Below are 24344 nucleotides of genomic sequence, written 5' to 3' on the forward strand. Positions count from 1 at the left end.
ACACCAACGGGCTGTACGCACACGCAGAGTCCGGATCGTGCGCTGCTGCCACTCCTTCGGGCGGCGAAGCCACGCAGCCGCCTGGTCAGCCGCAGCCGGTTGAGGTCTGGGTGTGGCGACCAATCTGCGAGAAGCACATCTCTGGCCTGCCCGGCGGGCAAGGACTCTGCACCGTGGGTGACAAGTGCCGTGACGACGAGCAGTTGATGCGGCACTGGCGGATCAAGCCGCCGCCGCACCTCGCGGGCACCATCACCTGCATGCCCGCCGCGGTGGCCAACAAGCCCCAGATCACCCCCGGCCTGGTCGCCCGAGCCTTCCAACGCATCCCACTGCCCCACCCGAGAGCACTGGTACAACCCAGCAACACCACCCTGGTCAACCTCGAGACCATCTTCTCCACCCAGGCGACCCCGTTCACCCGTACGGTCACCCTGCTCGGACAACACGTACAGCTGGCGATCCGGCCGACCACCTTCACCTGGACCCACGGCGACGGCACCACCGCCACCACCACCACACCCGGCGCGCCCTACCCCGCCAAGACCATCACCTACCGCTACCCCACCACCGCCCACCACCTCGACATCCACGTCACCATCACCTGGGCCGCCCACTACCGCGTCAACAACGGACCCACCCGACCGGTCCCCACCACCGTCACCACCACCGGACCCACCACCACCCTCGACGTCGTCGAGGCCACCCCAGCACTCTCCGGCACCGGACACTAGGTCCTGGGCGACGGCCTCAACGTCGAACGCACCCAGGTCGGCGACGGGTTCGTCCTCACGACGTCGCCGACGAACACGGTGGGCACCGTCTCGTTTCCGCCGTTGACGCCCCGCACCCGCTCCGACGCCGCCGGGTCGCGCGAGACGTCCACCCAGACCGCGGCGTTCCCACGCAGGCCGAGAGCCAGCCGCAGCCGGACGCAGTAGCTGCATCCAGGTCGCCAGTAGATCAACGTTCGAGCGTGCCCGAGCTCGCGCGCCTCACGATCGGTCCGCGACCGGGGGAAGATCAGTGGGGACGTCGTGACGGCCAGCGCCAGCAGCACGATCAGGACGACGACCGAGACCACACCTCTCGGTTCCGCGGTGAACAGCGCGAGCGCCAGGACGGCCAGCGCCACGGACGGCAGCCACTGCGCGGCCAGGCGATTGCGGGCCGGACTGCTCATGTCGCCACGGTACGGCGTGGCGGCGTCATGCCGTCGGCACCCAGAAGCGGAGCTTGCCGGACCGCTCGTCCTCCAGCCGGCCTCCGCACGCCTCGATCACGCGGCGCGAGGCGACGTTGGTGGTGTCGCAGGTGATCAGGGCAGGATCGATTCCCAGCGCATGGGCCCGGGGCAGCGCGGCCCGCAGCATCGCGGTGGCGTGCCCCTCGCGTCGGCGGCTGCGCCGGATGTCGTACCCGATATGGCCGCCGAGGGCCCGCAGGAAGTCGTTGAGCCGGTGCCGCACCGCGATCCGACCGAGGTACTCCTCGCCCTCGACCCACCACAGATTCGTGCTCGGCACCCGGTCGGCAGGCCTCGGGGTGTCCGCGAGCCCGTCGGCGATCTCGAAGGCGACGTACTCGGCAAAGCCCTCCGCGGTGTGCCACTGCTCGCCGAACGCCCCCAACCGGTGGCCGACCATCGAGTTGTCGCCGCGGCGCCCCTCAGCGATGAACTCGTCCATCGCCTCGAGGAACGACCGTTGGTAGCGCACATCGGGGGTCACCAGCTCTGCCATGCCTCCCATCCTGCCCAGGACGTCCACCGCTTTCGTCGAGGACGTCGGACGGCGTCACGACGCTGAGTGCGGAAGGATCGTCGACGTGCCGCAGTCATCCGACGCCGTCAGCCCCCTCCCGCACGGTCACACCGCCCGCCGGCTGGTCTGGGAGTTCCTGCCTCCGCCGATCCGGGCGATGGTCGAGGAACATCTGGGCAGCCCTGTGGTGCGCGCCGAGTCCCGGGACTCGGGCTTCACGCCGGGCTTCGCCTCCGTGGTGACCGGCGCCGACGGCAGCACCCAGTTCGTCAAGGCGGCCAGCCGCAAGGCCCAGGCGCCGTTCGCAGCGTCGTACGCCGAGGAGGCCCGCGCGCTCCTACTGCTGGGAGACACGATCCCGGCGCCGCGCCTGCTCTGGTTCCACGACGGCGACTGGGTGGTACTCGGCTTCGAGACGTTCGCCGGCCGCCAGCCACGCCGCCCATGGGTGTCACGCGAGCTCGACCGGGCACTCGACCTGGCTGAGCACATCGCGCGAGTGCTCGACCCGGTCCCCGAACAGCTCGTGCTGGAGCCGCTGGTCAAGGGCATTCCCGAGCTGGTCACCGGTTGGGCGTCGGTCGCCGCCCAGCATCCGGACTTTCCGCATCTGGACGAGCTGGCCATGCTGGCCGCGTCGTTCGCCGACCTCTCCGATCGGGCGTTCTGCCACGCAGACCTGCGCGACGACAACGTCCTGCTCGGCCCCCACGGCGACGCCGCCTGCGACTGGAACTGGCCGGCCCTCGGACCCGCGTGGCTCGACACCGTGGACCTGCTGGTCGGGGCCCGCGGCGACGGGCTGGACGTCGAGCGCCACCTGGCCACCCGTCCGCTGACCCGCGACGTCGACCCTGCGCACATCGACGGCTGGCTGGCCGCGCTGTGCGGCTCCATGATGGTCTCTCGGGAGCGACCGGTGCCGAACTCCTCGCCGTACCTGCGTGCGCACGCCGCCTGGTACGCCGACACCCTGTGGGACTGGCTCGTCGAGCGGCGCGGCTGGCAGTGACCTTGCATGGCGAGACGGCGGGGACCATGGCGCGCGATTTGGGCGTCGACCGGACCCGCTGATATCGTTTCCCTTCGTGTCTGGACTCCGTCCGGACCCCCAACGCTTGAAGTCCAGCACCACCCGAATCCAGCAGAAGGCGCACCCGTGGCGAACATCAAGTCCCAGATCAAGCGCAACCGGCAGAACGAGGCTGCGCACGAGCGCAACAAGTCCGTGAAGTCGGGCCTCAAGACCGGCGTCCGCAAGTTCCACGAGGCCGTTGCGACCGGCAGCGCCGACGAGGCCCGCACCCTGGCCGCCGCCGTCGCCCGCCAGTTGGACAAGGCCGCCTCGAAGGGCGTCATCCACAAGAACCAGGCCGCCAACCGCAAGTCGGCGATCGCGAAGAAGGCCGCCTCGCTCTGAGGTGACCCACCCGCTTCGAACGAGGGGCGCCGGGCCGACTGGTCCGGCGCCCCTCGTCATGCTCGGCTACTTCTGGTAGCTCTCCGTGACGGGAGCGCCGTTGCTGCCCATCACCGAGCTGAGACCACCCACTGCGACGTTCAGCGCGGTCAGGGTGGACAGGTCTCCGTGCCGGAGCCGGGAGCTCAGGTCGTCGACGAGCCCTGACACCTTCTGCATCGGCGTGTAGAGAGCCTTGCACAGGGTCGGGCTGGCCTTGACGTTGTCCAGCGCGTTCTTCATCTCGTGGCTGATGAACGCCGCAGTGGCCACCGCCTTCGCGATGGCGAAGAACCGATGGTGCGCTCCCTTCTTGAAGCTGCCCGCCCGGTAGGGCTTCCAGATCCAGTGGTGGAACGATCCTGCGATCAGGCCGACGTCGGCCGCGAAACGGGTCTTGGCGAACGACTTCGTCGCCGCCGTCGGACAGGCCTGTGCCGCCGACATTGTGGATTGGCCGCTCGCGGTGGTGTCGTTCGAGCTGCCACATCCGGTGAGCCCGAGCGTCACGACCACCGCGAGCGCCATGGCTGTTGCCATCCGCCGCATCTGGTTCTCCTTGTCTGAAGGAACATCTCCACAGCCGTGCTGACCTCCCTGGTCATGCATCGGCGAGGACCAGTCTGGATCAGCGGGTCGGAGCAGAGCGCGACGCCACGACGTCGAGCACCATCTTCTCCAGCGCGTACGACGGGTCGCTGGCCTGTCCCTTGATGTCGGCATCGGCCCGCGCGACCACCCGGATGGCCCGCGCGAGGCCATCCCCGTGCCAGCCCCGGGCCTGCTGCCGGAGATCTCGCAGCTTCCAGGGCGGGACGCCGACGACCTGGGCCAGGTCGGCGTCGCGGATGCCCCGGCGCGCCGAGGAAAGCCGAGCCAGACCACGCAGCGATCCGGCAAGCGCACTGGTGACCAGGACGGGTGCCGTCCCCGTGTCGAGCGCCCAGCGCAGCTCCTCCAGGGCACGGGCGGCCTGGCCCGCCATCGCCGCGTCGGCGATCGAGAACGACTTGGCCTCCGCCCTTCCCGCGAAGTACTTCTTGACCATCGACAGGCTCAACGGCTGGCCGTTGAAGTCCGCCGCGAGCTGGCTCGCCGCCGACGCCAGCGCCCGGGTGTCCTGCCCGATGGCGCGGACGAGGTGCTCGGCGGCGTCCTCGTCGATGCGCACCCGGTGGTTGCGCAGCTCGTTGACCACGAAGCCCTGGAACTCACGCCCCTTCAGCGGGGCGGTCTTCACCTCGGTCACCGAACCTGCCTTGCGCAGCTTGGTGAGCAGCCCCGACCCCTTCTGCCCGCCGGAGTGGACCAGCACCAGCGCGACGTCGTCCGCCGGAGCGTCCACATAGGCGAGCATCCCGGTCACGGACTCCTCAGGCAGATCCTCGAGTCGGCCTACCACGACACACCGGGTGCTGGAGAACAGTGAGGGCGCGGCCAGCTCGCCCAGGGTCGCCATGGTCAGCTGGTCGGCGGTGGTCTCGCCGAGCTCGGCCTCGGCGTCGTGCCGACGGACCGCGTCCCGCACCTGACCGACCGCGCGTTCCGCGAGGAACTCCTCGGGTCCGGTGACCAGGATGACCCGGCCGAGCACGTCTGCGGGCTGCGGAGATGCCATGCGCGAAGCCTCTCACGGCCCGGGGACAGCACCCGGGGGGCGTGCTGCGCCGGCCGTTCATCGGTGTCCGACCACCCGGAGGCCGTGGTCGACGACGACGGCGACGGAGCCGTCCAGGTCGGTGCGGTAGGCCCGGATGTGCGCGCTGCGCAGCAGCTTGAGTGTCGACGGCGCCGGGTGTCCGTAGTCGTTGTCCGCGCCCACCGAGATCAACCCGACCGCGGCACCGAGCGAGCGCACCAGCCCCGGGTCCTGCTTCGCACTGCCGTGGTGGGCCACCTTCAGCACGTCGGCGCGCAGCGCTGGGAACAGCGCGTGCAGCCGCTCCTGCGAGCCGGTCTCCTCATCCCCCATCATCAGCAGCCGGATCCCCCGGGTCTGCACGTAGAGCACGACGCTGTCGTCGTTCGGTGGCGAGTCCGATCCGGCCGGTGCCGCCTCGCTCGGTGCCAGCACCTGCCAGCGCAGCACGCCCAGACTCCGGACCTCGCCGTACTGCGCCGTCACCACCGGCACATGGTCACGGGCCGCCAGCCCGCGCACCATCTGGGCGCCCGCCTCCGGCACGGCGTACGGCGAGACCTCGATGGCGCCCACCTGCCGCCCGTCGAGCACGCCGGACAGTCCGCCCACGTGGTCGGCGTGGAAGTGGGTCAGCAACACGAGAGGGATCCGGCGCACCCCGAGCCCGTCCAGACAGTGGTCCATTAGCTCAGCCGTAGGCCCGGTGTCCACCACGACGGCCTCGTCGACGGAGGCGCGCAGCACGAGTCCGTCCCCCTGGCCGACGTCACACGCGACCAGCACCCATCCGCGTGGCGGCCACCCCGGCGTCGGCAGCGGCACCAGCACGGCGACCACCAGCACCGCGCACAGTCCGAGGGTGGTGGCCCGCCGTGCCAGCGCCGTGCCCAGCAGCAGCGCTACCGCTCCACACAGCACCACCAGCACGGTCAGGCCGACCGGCCCGGTAGAGACCTCTCCTGCCGCCACCGGCAGCGCTGCGGCGTGCTTGGCAACGCCGATGATCCAGGCGCCGCACCAGGCGGCCGGCAGGGCGACCAGCGCCCCGAGCGCCTGGGCCACGAGGGCGATGACGCCGCCGGTCAGACCGAGCACGGTGGCCGGGCCGACGACCGGCGCGACGGCCATGTTCGCGCCGACCGCGACCAGGCTCACCTGGCCGGAGAGCGCAGCGATGAGCGGCGTACAGGCGAGCTGCGCCGCCGTGGGTACGGCGATCGCCTCGGCCAGCCAGCGCGGCATCCACCGACACAGGGAGTCGCGCCATCCCGGGGCCAGGAACAGGATGCCTGCGGTGGCGAGGGCCGAGAGCGCGAAGCCGGCCGAGATCGCCAGGCCAGGGTCGAAGAGCATCAGCAGCAGGACGCAGGCGCCCCAGGCACGTGTCCCGCGGGCCCGAGCCCCCGAGCCCATGCCGACCAGCGCCACCGAGCCCATCGCGGCGGCACGGAGCACGCTCGGCTCGGTGCGCGCGAGGAGCACGAATCCGGCGATGCCCAGGAAGCCCACCGCCGTCAAGCCTCGGGCGCGCACGCCCAGCCCACGGGCGATCACGAGCAGGAAGCCCACGACCAACGTCAGGTTCGTCCCGGACACCGCCAGCAGATGGGTCAGGCCGGTGGCCCGGAAGTCGTCCTGCAGCGCGGTGGACATCGCGGTGTCGTCGCCGTCCACGAGCGCGGGGATCAGCCCGCGAACCTCGCTCGAGCGTCCGGCGACGGCCGCGTGTACCCCCGCTCGCACGGAGGCCGCGGCCCGCAGGAGTACGCCCGGCCTGGTCAGCACGTTCGGCGGGCCGCGTGCAGTCAACAGCCCGGTGAGTCCGTCGTCGTCGGAGGGGCTGAGCCGCCCGGCGACCTCCAGCCGCTCGCCGAACTCGACCTGGCGCCACGCGTCGGCGCCGGGCCCGTGTCCGCTCGGACCGAACACCAGAACCGGCGCATGCACCCGGTAGGTCGCACCTCGCCCCGTGACCCTCTCGACCGAGGCCCGAACCATCACCCGACTCCCGAACCGGCCCTGGATCGTGCGCGGGTCCGAGGTCACCGCCAGCGCCGCATGGACCGTGGCCCGCTGCGCGGACAGTGCCGCGACCGGGGAGTCACGCACCGCAGCCCCCCGCAACAGCACGACACCGACGACCGCGGCCGCCAGCACCAGCCAGCCGCAGCGCGCTCGCACGGACGAGCTCCTGATCGCCTGCCAGGCCCACCACCCGAAGCCGACGGTGCCCATGGCGGCGAGCACCGGCGCCGGCACCAGGCGGGCCGCCAGCGCTGCACTCCAGGCCACCACGGCCAGCGTCGGCAACCGCAGGTCGGGCGCATCGACGGCCTCGACATCCGGCGTCACAGCGTGAGGTGCGGGGCCAGCTCGGCCAACGTCTTCGGGCCGATGCCGTCCACCTCGAGCAGCTCGTCCAGCGAGGAGAACGAGCCATGTGCGGTGCGCCACGCGAGGATCTTCTGCGCGGTGACCGGACCGACCCCGGAGAGCGACTCCAGCTGCTCCTCGGTGGCGGTGTTGAGGTTGACCAGCGACCCGGTCGCCGGCTGGGTCGCTGCAGCAGAGGCCGCCATCCCCGTGGCCGCCGAAGCACCGCGCCGGCCGATCACGATCTGCTCACCGTCGGCAAGCACGCGGGCGAGGTTCACCGAGTCGAGGTCCGCATGCGGACGTGCGCCGCCGGCCTCGTGCAGCGCGTCGATCACCCGGGCACCGGCCGGAAGGGTCACCACGCCCGGGCGACGGACCCGACCGGACACGTCCACCGTGACCTCCGCCGAGGACGACGGGCTGATCGCCGCTCCGGCACCGATCGACGCTGTCGGGCCTCCCGGCGGTGCGGCCGGCTCGGTGAGCAGTCCGGTCGGCGCGGTGGCCCGCGACAGCGCCACCGGGTCACCGCCGCTCCCCGAGCGGAGCACGAGGACCGCCGCGGCGACCAGGCCCAGCGCGGCCAGCAACACCACGAGAGCCGCCTCGCGACCGCCGATCCGGACCCGGCCACGAAGGGTGGTGGGCAACCGGTCCTCGAGCCAGGTCGCCAGCTCGCCGGCAGGGGTCGACCCTATGCGCAGGTGCCGTCCCGCCGGCGCGACGGTGACCGGCGCAGGCGGCTCGTCCTCGGTCGCAACGGGGCGCGGCGTGAGGCCGGCGTCGGTCAGGTCGTGGCGGAGGGCCTCAAGCCTGCGGCGCGCCACTTCCGCGACGACTCCTGCTGGTTCCTTGCGCACGCCCCGACGCTAGGAACCGACCCGGTCGGCGTCGAGACGCCGTGGCGGCGCTGTGGACAACGGGGCAGAGCGCCCCACTGTGGATGCCAGACGGTCAGCGGGCGATGCACACCGCGACCATGCCGGGTCCGACGTGCGCACCGAGGACAGCGCCGATCTCGCCGACCAGCACGGCACGGCCCTCCAGCCCGTCTGCCAACCGCGTGGTGAGGTGCTCTGCGAGCTGGACGGCCCGCTCGGGACTGGCCAGGTGCGCGACCGCGACCCGGACCGGACTGTCGGCGGCGGCCTCGACCGCCAGCTCCTCGAGGCGGGCGAGTGCCTTCGCCGCCGTACGCACCCGCTCCCGGGGACCGATGCGACCGTCCTCGACCTCGAGGATCGGCTTCACGGCCAGCGCCGAGCCCAGCAGCGCGGCGGCAGCCCCGATCCGACCGCCGCGGCGCAGGTACTCGAGGGTGTCGACGTAGAACAACGACGTCGTCGCGTCCGCCCGGCTCCGGGCGGCAGCCACCATGCCGTCGACGTCCGCGCCGGCGTCGCGCGCCTCGGCTGCGGCCAGCACGGCGAAGCCGGTGCCGATGCCGACCTGCCGCGAGTCCACCGGGTGCACCGGCACCGAGGCCTTCCGGGCAGCGAGCATCGCCGACTCGAAGGTGCCGCTGAGCTCCGCGGACAGGTGCACCGACACGATCGCGGAGGCTCCCGCGCGGGCCAGTCGCTCGTAGGCGGCGAGCATCTCCTCGGGGTTGGGTCGCGAGGTGCTCACCGGCACCCACTCACGCAGCGCCTCCGCGAGCCGCTCCGGCGTGACGCCACCGGCGACGCCCTCGTCGTAGGACTGCGCGCCCATCACGACCTGGAGCGGGACCACGCAGATGTCGTGCCGGTCGACGAGGTCGGCGGGGACCGAGGCCGTGGAGTCGGTGACGATCGCGATCGACATGGGAGCGAGAGTACGGCGAGTGGGCGGCGACGCCGTCAGCCGACCACGACGTTGACCAGCTTCGGGGCGCGGACGATCACCTTGCGCACGCTCTTGCCATCGATCGCGCGCTGGACGGCCTCGTCGGCCATCGCAGCGGCCTCGAGATCGACCTCGCTGATGTCCGGCGCGACCTCCAGACGCGCTCGCACCTTGCCCTGGACCTGCACGACAGCCGTGACGGAGTCCTCGATCAGGAGCGCCTCGTCGACCTCGGGCCACCCCGACCGGGCGACGGTGGGCTGGTGGCCCAGCCGCTCCCACATCTCCTCGGCGGTGTACGGCGCCACCAGCGACAGCAGGATCGCCACCGTCTCGGCCGCCTCACGGACCGCCGGGTCGGCCGGACCGCAGCCACTGTCGATCGCCTTGCGGGTGGCGTTGACGAGCTCCATGATCCGGGCGACCAGCACGTTGAACCGGTGGGACTCGATGAGCTGCCCGGCCTCGTGCACGGTCCGGTGGGTGGCCCGCCGGAGCGTGACGTCCCCGGCAGTGCGGTCCACGGTCGGCTCCGAGGTGACGTCGCCGCTGAGCCGCCACGCCCGCTGGAGGAACCGGAGCGACCCCGATGGCGACATCTCCGCCCAGTCGATGTCGTCCTCCGGCGGCCCCGCGAAGACGAGCGTCAGCCGGACCGCGTCCACACCGAACTCAGCAAGCTGCTCGCCGAGGTTCACGCCGTTGCCCAGCGACTTGCTCATCTTCTTGCCGCGGTTGATCACGAAGCCCTGGTTGAGCTGGGCCGCGAAAGGCTCGCGGAAGCCCACCAGGCCCATGTCGGCCAGCACCTTGGTGAAGAACCGCGCGTACAGCAGGTGGAGGACCGCGTGCTCGACGCCGCCGACGTAGATGTCTGCCGGCATCCACGCGTTGACCTGGTCGGTGTCGAAGGCGCGCGTGTCGTCGCCGGGCGAGCAGTAGCGCAGGAAGTACCAGGACGAGTCGACGAAGGTGTCCATCGTGTCGCTGTCGCGCTTCGCGGGTCCCCCGCACTGCGGGCAGTCCACGTTCACCCAGTCCTCGGCCGCCGCCAGTGGCGAGACCCCCTTCGGCTTCAGGTCCGCGCCCTTCAGCTCGGGAAGGACGACGGGGAGCTGGTCCTCGGGCACCGGGACCTCTCCACACGAGGCGCAATGGATGACCGGGATCGGGGCGCCCCAGTACCGTTGCCGGCTCAGCAGCCAGTCCCGCAGCCGGAAGTTCACCGCACCCGAGCCCGTGCCGTCCGCCTCCAGCAGGTCGATGGTCCGGCGGACCCCGGTTGCCTTGTCGGTCAGTCCGTCCAGGGGGCCGGAGTTGACGTAGCTGCCGTCGCCGGTGGTCGCGACCCCGGTCTCCTCGGGGTTCGGCTCCCCGGTGTCGACGACCCTCCGGACCGGCAGGCCCATCTGTCGGGCGAAGTCCAGGTCGCGCTGGTCGTGAGCCGGCACCGCCATGATCGCGCCGGTCCCGTAGTCAGCGAGCACGTAGTCGCTCGCCCACACGGGCACCTGCTCGCCGTTGACCGGGTTCGTCGCGGTGACCCCCAGGTCGACGCCGGTCTTGGCCCGGTCCGTCGAGAGCCGGTCGATGTCGGACGCCTTGCGGACCTGGGCCTGATAGGCCTCCAGCGCGGGGCGCTGCTCATCCGAGACCAGTTCGGAGGCCAACGCCGCGTCGGCGGCGATGACCATGAAGGTCGCGCCATAGAGCGTGTCGGGGCGGGTGGTGTACACCTCGACGGCCCGGCCGGCGCCGCCGGTCGCCACCTGGAAGGTCACGTGGGCGCCCTCGGACCGTCCGATCCAGTTGCGCTGCGCGGTGACGACGCGGTCGGGCCAGGTGGGCGCGAGCACGTCCAAGTCGTCGAGCAGCTCCTGGGCGTACTCGGTGATCTTGAAGTACCACTGGTTCAGCTCACGCTTCGTGACCTCCGCGCCGCAGCGCTCACAGCGTCCGTCGACGACCTGCTCGTTGGCCAGCACCGTCTGGTCGTTCGGGCACCAGTTGACCGGCGAATCCTTGCGGTAGGCCAGTCCGCGCTCCCGGAACTTCAGGAACAGCCACTGGGTCCACCGGTAGTAGTCCGGGTCCGAGGTCTGCAGCCGCCGTGACCAGTCGAAGGACACGGCGTACCTGCGGAACGACTCCGCCTGGGTGGCGATGTTCGCGTAGGTGTAGGTAGCCGGGTGCTCGTCGTTGCGGATCGCGGCGTTCTCCGCCGGCAGCCCGAAGGAGTCCCAGCCGATCGGGTTCATCACCTCGTAGCCGCGCAGCCACCAGTAGCGGGCGATCACGTCGTGCAGCGCGGTGACCTCGGCGTGGCCCATGTGCAGGTCACCGCTCGGGTAGGGGAACATCGTCAGCGCGTAGCGCTTCTCCCGCGGGCTGCTGTCCTCCGCGCGGAACTGGTCGAGCTGCTCCCAGACCGGCAGCCACTTGGTCTCGACGGCCGCGACGTCGTAGTGCTCGGGTGCTGCTTCGCTGTCGTGCACGCTCATCTCGTCTTCCTCGAAGTCTCCGGTCGGGCTGCGCTCCGGCGTCGCGTCGGACATGAAACGGGCCCCCCGCAAGGAGGGGCCGCGCCGTCGGGTACGCCGATGCGGCTAGGTGAGCAGTCCGGACCTCATGGCGGTCATCGTACTCCGACGGGGACGCACTCAGCCCGCCGGCGGACGCTCGTCGGATTCGGCTGCGGCCTTGTCGCGCGCGAGCTCCGCCTCGTCGACGACCGTGGGCCGCAGCTGCGTCCAGACCAGGAAGAAGGCGGCCACGATCAGCAGCGCGACGCCGACCCAGATGTTGGTTGCGTCCCCTCCGCTGTGGCGCGCCGTGGCCGATGCGCCAGCGAGACCGACGACGAGCAGCACGATGCCGTAGATGCCCATCAGGGTTCCGATGATGTTGCGGATGTCGAAGATGCCGGCGGTGTGCTTGCGCGGGGATCCCGATCCGGTGCCCGTGGTGTTCGTCATGGGTCGTCCTCCTTCAGTGGAAGATCACGTTGAGGATGATGACCAGCACCAGGGAGACCCCGGCGAGCCTGGTCGGGGACTGCCACCAGCTGCCGACGTGCTCGTCGGCGATGTCCGCCTTGGGAGTCAGGGAGTACACCAGTCCGCGCAGCTCCTCCTCCGGCTTGCTGCGCGTGACGAACGTGACCAGGACGCTGAGCAGGATGTCGACCACGAAGGCGGCGCCGGCCGCGACGAAACTGGCGCCCTGTCCCTTGAGGTGGTCGAACCAGCCCACGCCGACGCTCAGGGTGCCGAGACCGTCGTGGCTGAGCACGGCGACGACGACGGCCGCGATGGTGCCGGACACGAGCCCGACCCAGCCTGCGGCGGAGGTCATCCTCTTCCAGAACATGCCCAGGATGAACGTGGCGAAGAGCGGGGCGTTGAAGAAGCCGAACAACGTCTGGAGATAGCCCATGATGTTGTTGAACTCCTTGGCGAGGATCGTCGTACCGATCGCCAGGATCGTCGCCACCACGGTCGCCCAGCGACCGAAGACCGTGTAGAAGTGGTCCGGCTTGTGCTTCTGCACATAGGTCTGCCAGATGTCGTAGCTCATCACCGTGTTGAACGCCGAGATGTTGGCAGCCATGCCGGCCATGAACGCCGCCAGCAGCCCCGCGATCGCGATGCCGAGCAGGCCGTTGGGCAGCAGGTCACGCATCAGCAGCAGCAACGAGTCGTTGTAGGTGAGCCCGCCCCCGGTGCCGCCGTGCGCCTTGAACTTCGCCAGCTCCGGTACGACGACCGCGGCCATCATCCCCGGCAGGATGATGATGAACGGAATGAACATCTTCGGGAACGAGCCGATGACCGGTGCCCGCCGGGCCGAGTTCATGTCCTTGCTGGCCATCGCACGCTGAACCTCGACGAAGTTCGTCGTCCAGTAGCCGAACGAGAGCACGAAGCCGAGCCCGAGCACGATGCCGACCGAGGACCACACGTCGGAGCTGAACTGGGTCAGCGAGTTGCCCGGCCACGACGAGAGCTGGTCCGTGGTGCCGGCGTGGGCCATCTTCTCCTTCAGCCCGCCCCAGCCACCGACCTTCTGCAGCGCGACCACGGTCAGCGGCAGCAGAGCGGCGACGATCACGAAGAACTGCAGCACCTCGTTGTAGATCGCTGCCGAAAGCCCACCGAGGGTGATGTAGGACAGCACGATCACCGCCGCCACAAGGGTCGAGACCCAGATGTTCCAGCCGAGGAGCACGTTGACGATGGTGGCCAGCAGGTAGAGGTTGACGCCGGCGATCAAGACCTGGGCGACGGCGAAGCTGATCGAGTTGACCAGGTGGGCTGCCGGACCGAACCTGCGGAGCATGAACTCCGGGACCGACCTGACGCCGGAGCCGTAGTAGAACGGCATCATCACCACCGCGAGGAACAGCATCGCGGGGATCGCGCCGATCCAGTAGTAGTGGAAGGTCGGCATCCCGAACTCCGCGCCGTTGGCCGACATCCCCATGATCTCGACCGCACCGAGGTTCGCGGAGATGAACGCCAGACCCGTCACCCAGGCAGGCAGCGAGCGGCCGGACAGGAAGAAGTCGAGGCTGCTCGACACCGACCGGCGCGCCATCACACCGATGCCCAGCACGAAGAGGAAGTAGACCGCGACGAGCAGGTAGTCGACCCAGCTCGCGTCCAGGCGGAGCGATGTTGCCAACGGCAGCATGATGACCTCCCGATAAGTCGGCACGCGCAGCACGTCGCACGCACGTTACTCCCGACTGCGGACCGGATGCGCGCTCCGCCACGCGGCACGGCATGATCGGTCCATGAGCCTTCCTGACCTCTTCCGTCTCGACGACAAGGTCGCGATCGTCACCGGCGCCTCCTCCGGCCTCGGTGTCGCCTTCGCGCAAGGCCTGGCCGAGGCCGGTGCCGACGTGGTGCTCGGCGCGCGGCGTGTCGAGCGGCTCGCCGACACCGCGCGGCTGGTGGAGGGCGGCGGCCGGCGAGCCCTCGCCGTCGCTACCGACGTCTCCGCCCCCGAGGACTGCCAACGCCTCGTGGACGCAGCGATGGCGGAGTTCGGCCGGGTCGACATCCTGGTCAACAACGCGGGCATCGGCACCGCCGTACCCGCCAGCCGCGAGAAGCCGGAGCAGTTCCGCCAGGTGATCGACGTCAACCTCAACGGCGCCTACTGGATGGCCCAGGCCTGCGGACGGGTGATGGCGCCGGGAAGCTCGATCATCAACGTCTCCTCGGTGCTCGGCATCACCACCGGCGGGTTGCCGCAGGCGGCGTACTCGGCCTCGAAGGCCGGCCTCAACGGCCTGACCCGCGACCTGGCCCAGCAGTGGATGGGCCGCAAGGGCATCCGGGTCAACTCGGTCGCGCCGGGGTTCTTCACCTCGGAGATGACCGACACCTATCCCGACGGCTACCTCGACCTGGCGCTGCAGCGGGTGCCCGCCGGTCGAAAGGGCGATCCACGCGAGCTCGCCGCGACCGTGGTGTTCCTAGCCTCCGACGCGGCCGGCTACGTCACCGGGCAGACGCTGCCCGTCGACGGCGGGATGACGATCGCCTGACCGCAGCCGATCGGCTGGCCGACCGCCAGGACGGCGAGCGTGCCCGATGATCAGTGCTGCGTGTGCGCGGCGTGCTCGGCGGTGAGTACCCGGCCGAGCCAGGCGATCTCGAGTACGACGCCGGCCAGGAAGACCCACGGGTTCTCGATCTCGAATCCGACTGCGATGGCGATCAGGAAGATCCAGCCCAACACCTTGGCGCCCAAGCTCAGCTGCATGGGACAAGCGTACGACTGTCGCGACCGCCGCACCCCATCTGCCCCGCACAGGGGCGAATTTCGGAACCGAGGACGGGATCGCGTAACGTGGTCGGCCGTGTCCATGACCCGTTCGATCGCCCGGGCGTCCGCGGCAGCCATCGCTGCCCTGCTCGCCGCCACGCTCCTCCCCGGCAGCGCCATCGCCGAGGCACCCGGCCCGATCCACGCCGGCAACACCTACGGGTGGTACCGCAGCGGTGTCACGCGCTACGAGTTCCACGGCCACAAGAAGCGCTTCTGGCACGTCTCCGGCCGGGGCACGGTGCGCAACCAGCACGGGATGCTCACCTTGAACACCGCCAGGCGAGGCAGCGTCAGCGCCACCCTGGCCAGGGCCGGACACCGCACCGGCAGGTGGGAGATCCGGCTCCGCTCACGTCGGTACGGCAGCGGGCACACCAACTACCGCGTGGTCACCCAGCTGATCCCTGCAGGGACGCACAAGCAGCACTGCGGCGGGCGCAACATCGGACTCGAGGACTACCGACTCGGCACCAGCCGCACCCGCTTCTACATCCACACGCTTCCTGACAACACCTTCCGGGCGCGCAAGGGCATGCGGCTGCACAACGACCAATGGCACACCTTCGCGGTCGAGGTCACCCGGCACCACATCTCCTGGTTCGTCGACGCGCACGTGGTGCGCACGGAGCGTCGCTCGGCCGCGTTGTCCGGCGTACCCCTCACCGTGCGGTTCACCATGCGGGCCACGCCACACGCACGGATGAACCGGAGCCGGATGCAGATGGACTGGCTGCGCTACTGGACCGACCGCTACCCCAGCACCAAGTCGATCCGCGCTCCGCGCACGCACCGGTCCACGTTCAACCAGGCCTGCTGACCCGGTACGCCGAGTTGGTCGATCGGGTCACGGCAGGCGAGCTCGCCGCGTACCGTCAGATCCCGTGCACGCACGCCGACTCCTCGCGCTCCTGACGTGCGCAGCCGCCGCCCTGGTGCCTGCGACGATGCTTCCCGGTGTTGCGCGCGCTGGCGATGACGTACCCGGACCCGTCCACGCCGGAAACACCTTCGGGTGGTACCGCAGCGGCGTCACCCGCTATGAGTTCCACGGCACGATGTCGAGCTACTGGGACGTCACCGGCGACGGCGTGGTCCAGGACCAGCACGGGATGCTGACCCTCAACACGACGGACACCGGCAGCGAGAGCGCGACGCTGGCCCAACGCGGTCACCGCCAAGGGCGCTGGGAGGTCCGACTGCGCTCGCGGCGCTTCGAGACCGGCCACGCCAACTATCGCGTGCTGACCGAGCTCGTCCCGGCCGGGGCCCAGGACCAGCACTGCGGTGGCCTCAACGTCGCGCTGGAGCGCTACCGGATCGGCGGCGACCGCGCGAGGTTCTCCATCCGAACGCTGCCCGACAACAGCTTCAACGCCCGGCTGCCGATGGAGTTGCACAACGACCAGTGGCACACCTACGCCGTCGAGGTCGGCCCGGACCACATCTCCTGGTTCGTGGACGCCGCCGTGGTGCGCACCGAGCGGCGCCCGGCCGCGCTGTCCGGCGTGCCGCTGACCGTGCGGTTCACCATGGAGGCGGTACCGGGCGCACAGATGAACCGGAGCCGGATGCAGCTGGACTGGCTGCGGCACTGGACCTACCGCTATCCGAGCACCAAGCCGATCACCGCACCGCAGACGCACCAGGCGGTCTTTGCCAGCGCGTGTTGACGTTCTCCACAGATTCGAAAATACGTTTGCCTCGCTGATCATTTCTTGATCGAATGGGGTATGGCGGATCTCGGGCCTCTGGAAGACCTCTCGGGGAGCGACCTCCTCGCCGAGGTCGCGGTGCTGCACCGAGCCCGCGAGGAGGCCGGCGTGCGGATCCTGCGGGGCGCCGCCGAGTTCGCCTTCGCGAACGGGCCGGAGCGGTTCGACCCCCGGCTGCGCATCGACGGCGATGAGCGGTTGGTCCGGGTCGGCGGCGAGGGCACACCTGAGGTGGCGGAGTTCGGCCCGGCTGAGCTCGCAGTCAGGCTCCAGCGCTCGCCGTACGCCGGTCGTCTGCTGATCGCCGACGCCCTCGACCTCCAGTTCCGGCTGCCCCGTCTGTGGGAGCGCGTCGAGCGCCTCGAGGTCCGTGAGAGCTATGCGCGGATGGTGGCCCGGAAGACCCGCGCCCTCACGCGCGAGCAGGCCGGCTGCGTGGACCGCCGCGTGCACGCGTACGCCGACGTCGACGCTGCGATCCGGGCCGCTGACCGAGCCGCTGCGCGAGCCCGTGAGGAGGAGGCCGGCCGTCGACAGTTCGCCAAGCCGACCCGGGAGTCTGCCGACGGCATGCACGGCTTCTACGTCCGCGCCGGGATCGCGGTCATCACCCGTCTCGAGGCCACAGTCGCCCGCCTGGCCGCCGTGCTCGGCGATCTGGGCCATCAGGGCAACGAGGACGAGCGCCGCGTCCTCGCCGTCCTGCTGATGGCTCATCCTGCCGAGGCCGTGCAGGTGCTCGCCCGGCACGCTCGAGGACGCAGGGATGACGCGGACGCGCTGGACACCAGCAAGCTGCTCCCGACCGTGTGGTTGTTCGTCCACCTCGCTGTCGACCCGCGCAGCGGTCGGACCGGTGACGTCGCACGCGTCGAGAGCCACGGCCCGCTCACTCCCGACTGGATCCGTAGCCAGCTCGGCGACCGGGCACGGTTCAAGATCACTCCGGTCCTCGACCCGCTCGGCCAGGCACCCGTCGACGCCTACGAGATCCCCGACCGGCACCGGTAGGCGGTGCACGTGCTCAGCCCGACCGACGTGTTCCCGTACGCCACCAACACCAGCCGGACGAAGCAGATCGACCACACCGACGCGTTCCGGCACGGACCGAGCGGTCCGCCGGGGCAGAGTCGGATCGGCAACTACGGCCCGATGACCGCTTTCCACCACCGCCTGAAGACCCACGCGGGATAGCAATTGAAGCAGCCGTTCCCCGGCGTCTTCATCTGGCGGGACCCACACGGCCAGATGTGGCTGGTGGACTGCACCGGCACCCGCGCCCTGAGCGACACCGGCTGACGGCCGAGACTGTCAGCTCCGGGTCAGTGCCGATCTACACCGTGCGGGAAGCGGTGCACCTCCTGTGGCCAGCCGACGGCCACCGCGATCCTGCCCGCCCAGTACCGAGCCGCGGCCTCATCGGCCACGTCGACCACCGCGAAGCCGCCGAGGTGCTCCTTGGTCTCGACGTACGGGCCGTCGGTGAAGACCGGCGTCCCGCTACTTGGATCGACGCTGCACACCACCGTCGAGCCGTCCAGGCCGCCGTCGCTGAACACGAAGACGCCCGCGCTGGTCATCTCCTCGATCAGGGCCCGAGCAGCCGCTCCTCGCTCGCGCACGTCCTCCACCGTTAGCTCGGGCACCCACTCGTCGTTGAATGCGATCAGGTACAGCGCCATCTCGATGTCCTCCGTTCACGGCGCGGCCCCGGCGGCCGCCCCTCACCTACTCCACGAACGCACCTGCGCCGATACGACATCCGACCGAACCGAGTGTTCTCGCTCGGCGCTCCGGTCGGGCTCAGCCTGAATCCACCGGTCTGTTGAGGGCTCCGCGGCGCGTCTGAACCAAGAGGGTGCTCTTGACCTGCACGATCACGGTTACCACGCCGATGAACGTTCAGAGTCAAGGAGCACCCTCTTGGTGTCGAAGTCTTGCACGCTCGATCGTGTTGATGTCCGTGCTGATGATGAGAACGGCGTGTCTGATGCCGGGTTGCTGATTGCGGCCACGCTGGGGCAGCGACTTGGCCTGCCTGGGTTGTTGCGCGAGCGGGTCACGGTGCCCGGAAGCGTGGGCGCCAATGCTGATGAGAAATGCCTGACCGTGATCCACTCCCTGCTCGCCGGCGCAGACTGCATCGACGACCTCGACGCGCTGCGTGCCGGGTCGACCGGTGCGGTGCTGGGTCATCGGGTCGCGGCGCCCTCGACGGTGGGTTCGTTCCTACGTGCCTTCGGGTTCAACCACGCCCGCCAACTCGACGCCGTCTCACGTGAGCTGCTCGCCCGATCGGTCACGGCCGGGGCGCATCGCGGCATCGCTGAATCGGTCACCGTCGATATCGACTCGACGCTGTGTGAGACCTACGGACTGGGCAAGGACGGCGCCAGGGAGGTGATGCGCACCGGCCGCCGCGGCTATCACCCGCTGCTGGCGGTCATCGCCGGCACCGGCGACGTCGCTCACGCCCGGCTGCGCCGAGGTCGGTCCAACGACGCCACCGCGGCGCCGGTGTTCATCAAGGAGACCATCTCTCGGCTGCGCGGTGCTGGCGCAGCCGGGGAGGTCGTGCTCCGCGCCGACTCCGGGTTCTACATGCACGGCGTGGTGGCGGCCTGCCGGGCCGCTGACGTCCGATTCTCGGTGACTGCTCGGATGATCGGAGGGCTGCGCGGCGCGATCGAAGCGATCCCCGAGCAGGCCTGGACGCCGATCGACTACTTCCTGCCCGGTGCCGGGGTCGCCGAGATCAGCTGGACACCCTTCACCCAAGACGAGCGCGGCCACGACCGGACCGATGCGGTCCCGGTGCGGCTAATCGTGCGCCGCACCCCGCCCACCGACGCACTGGCCAGAAACCGCGGCCAGGACCCGCTGTTCCCGGTCTTCGACTACCACCCGATCATCACCGACCGGCCCGGCGACCTGGTCGAGGTCGAGGCCGACCACCGTCGCCACGCCGAAGTTGAGCTGACCATCCGGGACCTCAAATACGACATGGGCATGAGCCACTTCCCGACCAAGAGCTTCGGTGGCAACGCCGCGTGGCTGATCCTGAACACCATCGCCCACAACCTCACCCGTTGGACCGCCCGGCTCGGCTTGGAGCTGGGGCATGTGATGACCAAGAAGATCCGCCGACGCATCTACAACGTCGCCGGCCGCCTGGTCCGCACCGGGCGACGCGTGATCCTGCGCCTTCCTCGCCGGTGGCCCTGGGCCGGCCAGATCACCGCCGCCCTCGAACGACTCCGAGCCATCCCGGCCGCCAGCGGCTGACCAGAGCGAAACCGCCCCGACGACCCGAGGAACAGGAGAAGCCGGCAGACCGGCAGGACAACCGCGCCCTCAACACCAACTACGACGACAGCCTGCCGATTCAGCACACGAAAGCTGAATCCGCATCCCCATCGGTGGATTCAGGCTCAGTCCACCAGCACGACGACGAACACCACGACGAAGAGCAGCACGGGGCCGGCGATCATCCAGAACTCCGGCGACCTGAGCCGGTCGCCCCAGCGGGGCCGCTGCACGTTGTCCTCCATGGGTCCATCGTGCACCTGAGAGCCCTCAGGGTCATCGGCGGGCTCGTCTGACCTTGCTGGAGGCAAACGACCCACCACAGACAGAAGGCAGGACCCGATTTCTTGGGCCCTGCCGGTCCATCACAAAGTGGAGCTGAGGGGATTCGAACCCCTGACCCCTTGCATGCCATGCAAGTGCGCTACCAACTGCGCCACAGCCCCATCGCCCTCGCCGGGGCAACGCCGAGGATCTTATCGAACGGGAGCATCGGTTGCGAAATCGGGACCGTGGGTGGCCGGGTGCGCGGTCTCGTTGTACGACGCAAGCCTGAGACCGCGGCCGTCGTCGGCCTCCTCCAGGACGCTCCAACCGCAGTTGTCCATCCCACGGAGAGCCGTGTCGGCCGACGCAGGCCATCCGAGCAGGGCGCACAGCGAGACCTTCAGGCAGGCGCCATGCGCCACCACGACCGAGCATCGGCCCGCTGCGGTGGCGGCAAGGATCTCCCGGAGCGCGGGAACCATCCGGTCGACGACCTGCTCCGTCGTCTCCGCGCCGGGGACGTGACCGGTGACGTGACCGGCCCGCCAGGCGACGTACTCACGGGGGAACCGCTCGGCGAACTCCGCGCCGGTCAGCCCGGCCCGCTCCCCCACGCTGAACTCGCGCAGCCGCGGGTCGAGGCGCGCGGTCAGGTCGGTGGCCGACTCGACGTACGCCGCCGTCTCCCGTGCTCGGGCCAGGTCGCTGGACCAGAGCGCAGTGGGCTGCATGGCCGCGACGTACGGCGCCATCGTCGCCGCCTGGGCGCGACCGGTTTCATCGAGGCATACGTCGGTGTGCCCCTGGGCCCGGCCCTCGAGGTTCCAGGCGGTCTGACCGTGCCGGACCAGCACCAGCCGACGGCTCACCGGGATGAGGACGTGACGTCTGCCGGCAGCTCGATCAGCGGGCAGTCGCGCCACAGCCGCTCGAGGGCATAGAACTGCCGCTCCTCGGTGTGCTGGACGTGCACCACGATCTCCGCGTAGTCGATGAGCACCCAGCGGCCGTCCCGCTCGCCCTCGCGACGCAACGGCTGGACGCCGATCTCCCGCAGCCGGTCCTCGATCTCGTCCACGATCGAACGCACCTGCCGGTCGTTGCCGGCCGAGCAGAGCAGGAAGGCATCGGTGATCACCAGCTGCTCGGAGACGTCGAAGGCGACGATGTCCTCGGCCAGCTTGTCGGAGGCGGCCCGAGCCGCGGCGTGCACGAGCTCGCGCGCGTGGTCGGTGATCATGACCGGGTCCCGGAGTAGAGGTCGTACTTGGCGATGTACTGCACCACGCCGTCGGGGACGAGGTACCAGACCGGCTCCCCCTTCGCCCGGCGGGCACGACACTCGGTCGAGCTGATCGCCAGAGCCGGAATCTCCAGCAAGGTCACCCGGTCGGGGGGGATGTCGCCGAGGTCGTTCTCGTCCATCTGGTAGCCCGGTCGGGTGCAGCCGACGAAGTGCGCCAGCGCGAACAGCTCGTCCGCATCGCGCCAGGTGAAGATCTCCGTCAGGGCATCCGCACCGGTGATGAAGAAGAGATCGGTGTCCGGCCGCAGGGTGTGCAGGTCGCGCAGCGTGTCGATGGTGTACGTCGGGCCGCCGCGGTCGATGTCGACCCGTGACACCGTGAACCGCGGGTTGGACGCGGTGGCGATCACCGTCATCAGGTAGCGGTGCTCGGCGGGCGACACCTCTCGGCCGGTCTTCTGCCAGGGCTCACCGGTCGGCACGAAGACGACCTCGTCGAGGTCGAACCACGACTGCACCTCGCTGGCGGCCACGAGGTGTCCGTGATGGATCGGGTCGAAGGTGCCACCCATCACACCGACCCGGCGTCGGACCCCCTCGGTCATCGCGCCGCTCAGGAGTGCTCGCGTCCCTTGCCGAAGGCGAGCATGCACAGCAGCGAGAACAGCAAGATGGCCAGCGCGCACGCGCCGATGATCCAAGGGGTCGCCCCGGCGCCCGACTCGGTCTCCAGCGCGATCATCAGTGTCGACATGGGCACAGACTATCCGGCCGCGCGACCGGACGGCTCAGTGGATCGCGAGCCCGACCCCGGCGAGGATCGCCCAGAAGAACAGCGTCCGGCCGACCAGACCGGCGACGAAGAACACCACCACGTTCATCCGGAGGGTGCCGGCGATCATCGCGATCGCGAAGAAGGGCGGGAAGCCCACGGTGGCGGAGACGAAGGTGAGCACGAAGCTCAGGGCCGGGCGACCCTCGACCTGCTGGCGCCACTTCTCGTAGCTCTTCTGCCGCTTCGGCTCGGCCAGCTTCTGCTGCAGCCAGGGGATGTCGAGCGCACCACGGGCGGCGTAGTACCAGACCAGCTTGCCGATGTTCTGCCCGAGCGACCCGATCGCAGCCAGCGCCAGCTCCGAGTGCCCGCTGCTCCTGGCGTAGGCGAGCACGATGTATGCCTCCATGTTGAAGACCGGGATCACGGCCGACAGGGTGCCGAAGACGAGCGTCAGCAGGAGTAGCTTCACCGGATGTGGCCGTCTCCGGTCACGACGTACTTCGTCGAGGTCATCTCCGGCAGGCCCATCGGTCCGCGGGCGTGGAGCTTCTGGGTGGAGATCCCGATCTCGGCACCGAAGCCGAACTCGCCCCCGTCGGTGAACCGTGTCGACGCATTGACCACCACGGCCGCCGAGTCGACCTCGGCGGTGAACCGGCGAGCGGCCGCCTGCGACCCGGTGACGATGGCGTCGGTGTGGCCGCTGGAGTGCCGGCGGATGTGCTCGATCGCGGCATCGAGGTCCGGGACCACCGCCGCTGACATCTCCAGGGCGAGGTACTCGGTGCCCCAGTCGTCGTCGCCGGCCGGCTGCACGCCGTCGTACGACGAGAAGGCGCCGTCGCCGTGGATGAGCACGCCGGCGCCCTGGAGCGCGGCGACGATCCGCGGGAGGAACTGGTCAGCGACCGCCGCGTGGACCAGCAGCGACTCGGCGGCATTGCACACCGATGTGCGATGGGTCTTGGCGTTGAGCACGATCCGCTCGGCCATGTCGAGGTCCGCCGCGGCATCGACGTACACGTGACAGTTGCCCACCCCGGTCTCGATCACCGGGACACTGGCGCGCTCGACGACCGTCCGGATCAGTGCGTCGCCGCCTCGCGGGATGAGCACGTCCACCAGCCCTCGGGCGCTCATCAGCACCTCTGCGGCCTCGTGGCCGTCCCCGGGCACGAGCTGCACGACGTCCTCGGGGAGCCCCGACCCGCGCACAGCGCGACGGAGTGCGTCCACGATCGCGGTGTTGGACCGCACCGCGCTGGACGAGCCGCGCAGCAGCACGGCGTTGCCGCTCTTCAGGCAGATGCCGGCCGCATCGGCGGTCACGTTGGGGCGCGCCTCGTAGATGATGCCCACGACGCCGAACGGGACGCGGACCTGGCGCAGCTCGAGACCGTTGGCCAGCGTGGAGCCGCGGAGCACCTCCCCCACCGGGTCGGCCAGGCCGGCGACCTCGCGGAGCCCCTGCGCCATCGCGCCCACTCGGTCGTGGTCGAGGCGCAGCCGGTCCACGAGGTGTCCACCGGTGCCCGCCGCCTCGGCGGCCTCGACGTCGCCGGCGTTGGCGGCCAGAACGGCCGCCTCGTCCTCCAACAGCGCGTCGGCCATCGCGTGCAGGGCGGCATCCTTGGCCGCTCGGGTCGCGAGCGCCAGCACGGTGCTCGCCCGGCGGGCACGGTGGCAGGCGTCAAGGACGCCGTCGCGAATCTGGTCGGGCATGCCCGACAGGGTATCTAGAAGGTGAGCGGTACCAGCTTCGTGTCCCCGAGGGCCGTGCCCTCAGGGCGACGATGGTCGCGCACGGACTGTTCGACCACCTCCAGGCCGACGACCTCCCAGCGCGGGAGCCGGGCGCTGTCGCGATGCTCGTCCCACAACCGCAGGGCCAGCGAGGCGACGTCGAGCATCGCCTCGCCCTGGTCCCAGAACTGCAGCTCGACGGAGTCCCTGCCGAACCTCATCGAGTCGAGGAACGGCCGCTCCTTGCTGAGTCGGAGGAGCGCGGCGCGCAGCAGCACAGGCTCGACCGGCTCGCCGGCCAAGGTGAGCGTCACGTGCCAGTGACGCGCGTCGTTGGTCGCGCCCACGCAGCCCTCCCTTTCCTCGGTGAACACAAGTGTTCCC

General features: G+C 70.1%; 28 protein-coding genes and 1 tRNA gene. 9 read left to right on the top strand and 20 right to left on the bottom strand.

From position 1 onward, the window contains the following. Window positions 1-173: 173 nt before the first annotated feature. Window positions 174-734 (top strand): hypothetical protein, encoded by a 561-nt coding sequence (locus Q9R13_RS06115; RefSeq protein ID WP_310964180.1) that lies wholly within the window; start codon window positions 174-176, stop codon window positions 732-734. Here Q9R13_RS06115 and Q9R13_RS06120 read toward each other — a convergent pair. Further along, window positions 731-1183, bottom strand: a complete 453-nt coding sequence (locus tag Q9R13_RS06120; protein ID WP_310964181.1) for a glutaredoxin domain-containing protein — start codon at window positions 1181-1183, stop codon at window positions 731-733. The two genes, Q9R13_RS06115 and Q9R13_RS06120, sit on opposite strands and share 4 nt — an antisense overlap. A gap of 25 nt (window positions 1184-1208) precedes the next feature. Continuing rightward, the gene (locus tag Q9R13_RS06125) at window positions 1209-1742 is read right to left on the bottom strand and encodes a GNAT family N-acetyltransferase (RefSeq protein ID WP_310964182.1); all 534 of its coding nucleotides are present in this window, start codon (window positions 1740-1742) and stop codon (window positions 1209-1211) included. Between the two features lie 85 nt (window positions 1743-1827). On the opposite strand from Q9R13_RS06125, the gene Q9R13_RS06130 reads away from it, so the two are divergent. Then, window positions 1828-2775, top strand: a complete 948-nt coding sequence (locus Q9R13_RS06130) for a phosphotransferase family protein (RefSeq protein ID WP_310964184.1) — start codon at window positions 1828-1830, stop codon at window positions 2773-2775. Window positions 2776-2922: 147 nt separating this feature from the next. Further along, the gene (gene rpsT / locus Q9R13_RS06135) at window positions 2923-3183 is read left to right on the top strand and encodes a 30S ribosomal protein S20 (protein ID WP_310964185.1); all 261 of its coding nucleotides are present in this window, start codon (window positions 2923-2925) and stop codon (window positions 3181-3183) included. A 66-nt stretch (window positions 3184-3249) separates the two neighbouring features. Here the strand turns inward: rpsT and Q9R13_RS06140 are convergent, their stop codons facing one another. From Q9R13_RS06140 to Q9R13_RS06175, 8 genes are all read right to left on the bottom strand, one after another. After that, window positions 3250-3762 (bottom strand): hypothetical protein, encoded by a 513-nt coding sequence (locus Q9R13_RS06140; protein ID WP_310964187.1) that lies wholly within the window; start codon window positions 3760-3762, stop codon window positions 3250-3252. 88 nt (window positions 3763-3850) lie between these two features. Then, window positions 3851-4840: a DNA polymerase III subunit delta gene (gene holA, locus Q9R13_RS06145; protein ID WP_310964188.1), complete on the bottom strand. Its 990-nt coding sequence runs from the start codon at window positions 4838-4840 to the stop codon at window positions 3851-3853. A gap of 57 nt (window positions 4841-4897) precedes the next feature. After that, window positions 4898-7216, bottom strand: a complete 2319-nt coding sequence (locus Q9R13_RS06150; protein WP_310964189.1) for a ComEC/Rec2 family competence protein — start codon at window positions 7214-7216, stop codon at window positions 4898-4900. After that, entirely contained in the window at window positions 7213-8100 is an 888-nt protein-coding gene (locus tag Q9R13_RS06155; RefSeq protein ID WP_310964190.1) for a helix-hairpin-helix domain-containing protein, read from the bottom strand. The genes Q9R13_RS06150 and Q9R13_RS06155 overlap by 4 nt, the downstream gene beginning before the upstream one ends. 94 nt (window positions 8101-8194) lie before the next feature. After that, the gene (locus Q9R13_RS06160; protein ID WP_310964191.1) at window positions 8195-9046 is read right to left on the bottom strand and encodes a DegV family protein; all 852 of its coding nucleotides are present in this window, start codon (window positions 9044-9046) and stop codon (window positions 8195-8197) included. 35 nt (window positions 9047-9081) lie between these two features. Then, window positions 9082-11568, bottom strand: coding sequence for a leucine--tRNA ligase (gene leuS, locus Q9R13_RS06165; protein ID WP_310965043.1), 2487 nt, complete (start codon window positions 11566-11568; stop codon window positions 9082-9084). A 159-nt stretch (window positions 11569-11727) separates the two neighbouring features. Next, entirely contained in the window at window positions 11728-12042 is a 315-nt protein-coding gene (locus Q9R13_RS06170; protein WP_310964192.1) for an Asp23/Gls24 family envelope stress response protein, read from the bottom strand. 13 nt (window positions 12043-12055) lie between these two features. Beyond that, entirely contained in the window at window positions 12056-13756 is a 1701-nt protein-coding gene (locus Q9R13_RS06175; protein ID WP_310965044.1) for a sodium:solute symporter family protein, read from the bottom strand. Between the two features lie 106 nt (window positions 13757-13862). Here Q9R13_RS06175 and Q9R13_RS06180 point away from each other — a divergent pair, with 106 nt between their 5' ends. Continuing rightward, window positions 13863-14624 (top strand): SDR family NAD(P)-dependent oxidoreductase, encoded by a 762-nt coding sequence (locus Q9R13_RS06180; RefSeq protein WP_310964193.1) that lies wholly within the window; start codon window positions 13863-13865, stop codon window positions 14622-14624. A gap of 50 nt (window positions 14625-14674) precedes the next feature. Here Q9R13_RS06180 and Q9R13_RS06185 read toward each other — a convergent pair whose 3' ends face one another. Next, entirely contained in the window at window positions 14675-14842 is a 168-nt protein-coding gene (locus Q9R13_RS06185) for a hypothetical protein (protein WP_310964194.1), read from the bottom strand. Between the two features lie 103 nt (window positions 14843-14945). Here Q9R13_RS06185 and Q9R13_RS06190 point away from each other — a divergent pair, with 103 nt between their 5' ends. The 4 genes from Q9R13_RS06190 to Q9R13_RS06205 all read left to right on the top strand — a co-directional run bounded on the left by Q9R13_RS06190 (window position 14946) and on the right by Q9R13_RS06205 (window position 17814). After that, entirely contained in the window at window positions 14946-15725 is a 780-nt protein-coding gene (locus tag Q9R13_RS06190) for a family 16 glycosylhydrolase (RefSeq protein WP_310965045.1), read from the top strand. 64 nt (window positions 15726-15789) lie between these two features. After that, the gene (locus Q9R13_RS06195) at window positions 15790-16578 is read left to right on the top strand and encodes a family 16 glycosylhydrolase (RefSeq protein ID WP_310964195.1); all 789 of its coding nucleotides are present in this window, start codon (window positions 15790-15792) and stop codon (window positions 16576-16578) included. 60 nt (window positions 16579-16638) lie between these two features. Continuing rightward, complete coding sequence (locus tag Q9R13_RS06200; protein WP_310964196.1) at window positions 16639-17631, top strand: hypothetical protein; 993 nt, start codon at window positions 16639-16641, stop codon at window positions 17629-17631. Between the two features lie 9 nt (window positions 17632-17640). Continuing rightward, a complete protein-coding gene (locus Q9R13_RS06205; RefSeq protein WP_310964197.1) occupies window positions 17641-17814 on the top strand; it encodes a hypothetical protein in 174 nt (57 codons plus the stop codon). 128 nt (window positions 17815-17942) lie between these two features. Here the strand turns inward: Q9R13_RS06205 and Q9R13_RS06210 are convergent, their stop codons facing one another. Continuing rightward, window positions 17943-18302: a YciI family protein gene (locus Q9R13_RS06210; RefSeq protein WP_310964198.1), complete on the bottom strand. Its 360-nt coding sequence runs from the start codon at window positions 18300-18302 to the stop codon at window positions 17943-17945. A gap of 244 nt (window positions 18303-18546) precedes the next feature. Here Q9R13_RS06210 and Q9R13_RS06215 point away from each other — a divergent pair, with 244 nt between their 5' ends. Next, window positions 18547-19905 carry an IS1380 family transposase gene (locus tag Q9R13_RS06215; protein WP_310965047.1) on the top strand — a complete coding sequence of 453 codons (1359 nt, stop codon included), beginning with the start codon at window positions 18547-18549 and terminating at the stop codon, window positions 19903-19905. 394 nt (window positions 19906-20299) lie between these two features. On the opposite strand, the gene Q9R13_RS06220 is transcribed toward Q9R13_RS06215, so the two are convergent. From Q9R13_RS06220 to Q9R13_RS06255, 8 genes are all read right to left on the bottom strand, one after another. Further along, window positions 20300-20372 (bottom strand) — tRNA-Ala (locus Q9R13_RS06220). A gap of 30 nt (window positions 20373-20402) precedes the next feature. Then, the gene (locus Q9R13_RS06225) at window positions 20403-21062 is read right to left on the bottom strand and encodes a histidine phosphatase family protein (protein WP_310964199.1); all 660 of its coding nucleotides are present in this window, start codon (window positions 21060-21062) and stop codon (window positions 20403-20405) included. Further along, window positions 21059-21433, bottom strand: coding sequence for a ribosome silencing factor (gene rsfS, locus Q9R13_RS06230; RefSeq protein WP_310964200.1), 375 nt, complete (start codon window positions 21431-21433; stop codon window positions 21059-21061). The genes Q9R13_RS06225 and rsfS overlap by 4 nt, the downstream gene beginning before the upstream one ends. Next, the gene (nadD, locus tag Q9R13_RS06235) at window positions 21430-22044 is read right to left on the bottom strand and encodes a nicotinate-nucleotide adenylyltransferase (RefSeq protein ID WP_310964201.1); all 615 of its coding nucleotides are present in this window, start codon (window positions 22042-22044) and stop codon (window positions 21430-21432) included. The genes rsfS and nadD overlap by 4 nt, the downstream gene beginning before the upstream one ends. Before the next feature lie 8 nt (window positions 22045-22052). Next, complete coding sequence (locus tag Q9R13_RS06240) at window positions 22053-22193, bottom strand: hypothetical protein (protein ID WP_310964202.1); 141 nt, start codon at window positions 22191-22193, stop codon at window positions 22053-22055. 34 nt (window positions 22194-22227) lie between these two features. After that, window positions 22228-22686 carry a VTT domain-containing protein gene (locus tag Q9R13_RS06245; RefSeq protein ID WP_310964203.1) on the bottom strand — a complete coding sequence of 153 codons (459 nt, stop codon included), beginning with the start codon at window positions 22684-22686 and terminating at the stop codon, window positions 22228-22230. Next, window positions 22683-23939, bottom strand: a complete 1257-nt coding sequence (locus Q9R13_RS06250) for a glutamate-5-semialdehyde dehydrogenase (RefSeq protein ID WP_310964204.1) — start codon at window positions 23937-23939, stop codon at window positions 22683-22685. The genes Q9R13_RS06245 and Q9R13_RS06250 overlap by 4 nt, the downstream gene beginning before the upstream one ends. A gap of 14 nt (window positions 23940-23953) precedes the next feature. Next, window positions 23954-24307: a hypothetical protein gene (locus Q9R13_RS06255; RefSeq protein WP_310964205.1), complete on the bottom strand. Its 354-nt coding sequence runs from the start codon at window positions 24305-24307 to the stop codon at window positions 23954-23956. Window positions 24308-24344 lie beyond the last annotated feature (37 nt).

The organism is Nocardioides marmorisolisilvae (assembly GCF_031656915.1).
GTDB classification, from domain to species: domain Bacteria; phylum Actinomycetota; class Actinomycetes; order Propionibacteriales; family Nocardioidaceae; genus Marmoricola; species Marmoricola terrisoli.

Bases quoted from the DNA above. Each gene is read 5' to 3' on its own strand.
- Q9R13_RS06120 (WP_310964181.1), bottom strand. From the start codon at position 1,183: ATGAGCAGTCCGGCCCGCAATCGCCTGGCCGCGCAGTGGCTGCCGTCC.
- Q9R13_RS06125 (WP_310964182.1), bottom strand. From the start codon at position 1,742: ATGGCAGAGCTGGTGACCCCCGATGTGCGCTACCAACGGTCGTTCCTC.
- Q9R13_RS06140 (WP_310964187.1), bottom strand. From the start codon at position 3,762: ATGGCAACAGCCATGGCGCTCGCGGTGGTCGTGACGCTCGGGCTCACC.
- holA (WP_310964188.1), bottom strand. From the start codon at position 4,840: ATGGCATCTCCGCAGCCCGCAGACGTGCTCGGCCGGGTCATCCTGGTC.
- Q9R13_RS06160 (WP_310964191.1), bottom strand. From the start codon at position 9,046: ATGTCGATCGCGATCGTCACCGACTCCACGGCCTCGGTCCCCGCCGAC.
- leuS (WP_310965043.1), bottom strand. From the start codon at position 11,568: ATGAGCGTGCACGACAGCGAAGCAGCACCCGAGCACTACGACGTCGCG.
- Q9R13_RS06170 (WP_310964192.1), bottom strand. From the start codon at position 12,042: ATGACGAACACCACGGGCACCGGATCGGGATCCCCGCGCAAGCACACC.
- Q9R13_RS06180 (WP_310964193.1), top strand. From the start codon at position 13,863: ATGAGCCTTCCTGACCTCTTCCGTCTCGACGACAAGGTCGCGATCGTC.
- Q9R13_RS06185 (WP_310964194.1), bottom strand. From the start codon at position 14,842: ATGCAGCTGAGCTTGGGCGCCAAGGTGTTGGGCTGGATCTTCCTGATC.
- Q9R13_RS06190 (WP_310965045.1), top strand. From the start codon at position 14,946: ATGACCCGTTCGATCGCCCGGGCGTCCGCGGCAGCCATCGCTGCCCTG.
- Q9R13_RS06200 (WP_310964196.1), top strand. From the start codon at position 16,639: ATGGCGGATCTCGGGCCTCTGGAAGACCTCTCGGGGAGCGACCTCCTC.
- Q9R13_RS06210 (WP_310964198.1), bottom strand. From the start codon at position 18,302: ATGGCGCTGTACCTGATCGCATTCAACGACGAGTGGGTGCCCGAGCTA.
- rsfS (WP_310964200.1), bottom strand. From the start codon at position 21,433: ATGATCACCGACCACGCGCGCGAGCTCGTGCACGCCGCGGCTCGGGCC.
- nadD (WP_310964201.1), bottom strand. From the start codon at position 22,044: ATGACCGAGGGGGTCCGACGCCGGGTCGGTGTGATGGGTGGCACCTTC.
- Q9R13_RS06240 (WP_310964202.1), bottom strand. From the start codon at position 22,193: ATGTCGACACTGATGATCGCGCTGGAGACCGAGTCGGGCGCCGGGGCG.
- Q9R13_RS06250 (WP_310964204.1), bottom strand. From the start codon at position 23,939: ATGCCCGACCAGATTCGCGACGGCGTCCTTGACGCCTGCCACCGTGCC.